The 2,184-nt window shown below is 56.3% G+C and carries 2 protein-coding genes and 1 pseudogene; all 3 read right to left on the minus strand.

From position 1 onward, the window contains the following. Window positions 1–680 precede the first annotated feature (680 nt). A pseudogene (locus FDW94_RS11600) lies at window positions 681–998 on the minus strand (theronine dehydrogenase); the annotation flags it as partial. Continuing rightward, a complete protein-coding gene (locus FDW94_RS11605) occupies window positions 995–1,723 on the minus strand; it encodes a plasmid SOS inhibition protein A (protein WP_137377616.1) in 729 nt (242 codons plus the stop codon). The pseudogene FDW94_RS11600 and the gene FDW94_RS11605, both read right to left, overlap by 4 nt. Beyond that, window positions 1,720–2,154, minus strand: a complete 435-nt coding sequence (psiB, locus tag FDW94_RS23535; protein WP_170974237.1) for a conjugation system SOS inhibitor PsiB — start codon at window positions 2,152–2,154, stop codon at window positions 1,720–1,722. Before psiB ends, FDW94_RS11605 begins: the two co-directional genes overlap by 4 nt. Between the last annotated feature and the right edge of the window lie 30 nt (window positions 2,155–2,184).

Raw genomic sequence — 2,184 nt, forward strand, 5'->3', positions numbered from 1 at the left:
AGCCGAAGGGGGCCATCAGTCTGTTATTACTGAGTACAGAAAGGCAATAGCCTGCTATCAACAGAGGAAAAACGTGCAAACTCAATAACCGGTATATCAGAGCATCAGGCAGCAGATATTGGCAGAGACAGAGCAGTAAGGATGGGACAGGAATTTAGAAAAAAAAGCGGTCGTGTCGCAGGCACCACCGCTCTTTTAATTCTTCACCATGAAACAGGCAAAATATGATCTATTTACGCGGATACCATATGTAAGCACCGAACAGAATCATGAGCCCTGTCAGTATCGCCAGATTAGGCATGATGGTATCGAAAGCGCTGCTAAAAACGGCATCAGATTCACTATTTCCCCAGAATTCGAGTTTGTATCCAATGCCCCAGACCGAAAAAGCCATACCGCCAACCAGTGCTCCCCATTTAAAGGCAAAGAATATTATCTCATCGAGCAGTGCAGGCGGATCATTCCAGGTAATTATCAATGCAATCAGCGAGCAGACGCCCAATCCAATATAATACGGGATCGTTCCATACATTTGTGGAGCAGCAAAATGCATGATCAGCGCAAACAAAACATAAAACAGTGCAACCAGTATCCAGTATCTCATTTTTAGCCCCCCAACCAGCTACTGTATTATCGTTAAAATCTTCAGCATAAATCCTCATCTTTCGCTGAAAATTCATACTTTTGCCCTGAAAATATTCGGGCCGAGTCTCCAGTTCCCGTTCGATTAACTCATCAGCAAATAACGGCGCAATCCGGTTCACGCGGCGTTCCAGATTTCGTCTGCGGGCAGCGGCCTTCCGTTCATCGCTCCAGCGCCTTACCTGCCTCTCATCCAGGAAATCCACGCACACCGCGTACCCCGCACCTGCCACCCAGCGGGCCATCACCGATTCAGGAGCGGGCAGCCCGGCTTCCACCACTTCCGATGCCAGTTCATGCGGCCCCGGACACGGTCTGTGCGGCAGCTTCCAGCGCAGTGAGTAGCGCCACTTCATCCCCGGCTCCGGTCCGTCAGTTTGTTGGGCACCTGCCAGCGTTCGGCCTCGCGCACATGCGCCGGGGTGTCCCGGACGATGAACCGGATTTCATGCATAACGGCATACAGCGGCTCATCGCTGTCGCGCAGCCAGTCCAGCGGCTTCAGCGAGGCAAACCGCGTCCGCCACTGCCAGAACCCATGCGCCAGCTCCCGCGCGTCAAACTCGTCAGCCCAGCGCGTATACCAGGCACTGATGGTTTCCGGCGACTGAAAGTTAAGCTCCGTCATGGCCTGCCCCAGCAGGTTCTGACGTAACAGCCAGCGATGCTCAAGCGCCCGGTCTTCCCGGCGCATTTTGCGGGTAAAGGCGATTTTATCACGCTGCATCCGGCGATCTGTCCGGGTGTGCATCACCTCCGGGAACAGTTCGGCCTGCACATCCACGGAGAGCGGCAGCGGGCAATGCTCCCCCTTAGTGGCAATCAGTCGATCCAGCGCTTCCTCCACCTGTTTGAGACTGCACAGGCGGTTCTTCGGCTCCCAGTTCAGGCCGGGAATACGCTGTGCCACCGCCGTGTTAATCCGGCTGCTGCCGGTCAGCACGCGCAAAAAAGTACGCGCATGTGGCAGTGCGGGCAGACGTGCGCCCCGGCTGCGGGATTCTTCCACGGTCATAATGGCCTGTAGTGCGGCCTGACGGGCGGGTTTCAGGGCAACCAGCGCGTGAGATAAAGGGATCATGCCGCGCCCTCCATCGCCAGAACGCTGACAATGCTGGCCTGACTGTAACCATCGGCATCGAGGCGAGCCACAAGGCTGAGTGTATGGCTGATCACCTCCGGCGACCAGGCTGGCAGCGTGCGGATAACAGAGAACGGGCGACCGCTGACCGGAATGAAGACCACCATCCAGGACGGGCTGATATCTCCGGGACTGCATACCGCCAGGCTGAAATTGCCGTGAGATGGCGTGAAACGGATCTGCACCGGGAAAAAACCGCCAAACTCGCTGCGGTACTCGCCGTTCATGTCCCAGCCTGCGGGACTGGTCAGGTCACGCATCACGGCGTGGGTCAGTTCGCGGCGCAGGTCTTCGCCGCCGTCGCGCCAGTCTTCGAATTCCTGGGGGATCATGGTGTTCAGTACAGCGGGGGTAATAATGTTACGCATCATTTTCTCCTTACTGCCGCCCCGAAGGGGCGG

Origin of the sequence: Citrobacter sp. wls757 (genome assembly GCF_005280935.1) — a bacterium.
Taxonomy (GTDB): domain Bacteria; phylum Pseudomonadota; class Gammaproteobacteria; order Enterobacterales; family Enterobacteriaceae; genus Citrobacter; species Citrobacter portucalensis.

What these genes read in the sequence shown, in the direction of transcription:
- FDW94_RS11605 (WP_137377616.1), bottom strand. Translation starts at nt 1,723, where the DNA reads ATGATCCCTTTATCTCACGCGCTGGTTGCCCTGAAACCCGCCCGTCAG.
- psiB (WP_170974237.1), bottom strand. Translation starts at nt 2,154, where the DNA reads ATGATGCGTAACATTATTACCCCCGCTGTACTGAACACCATGATCCCC.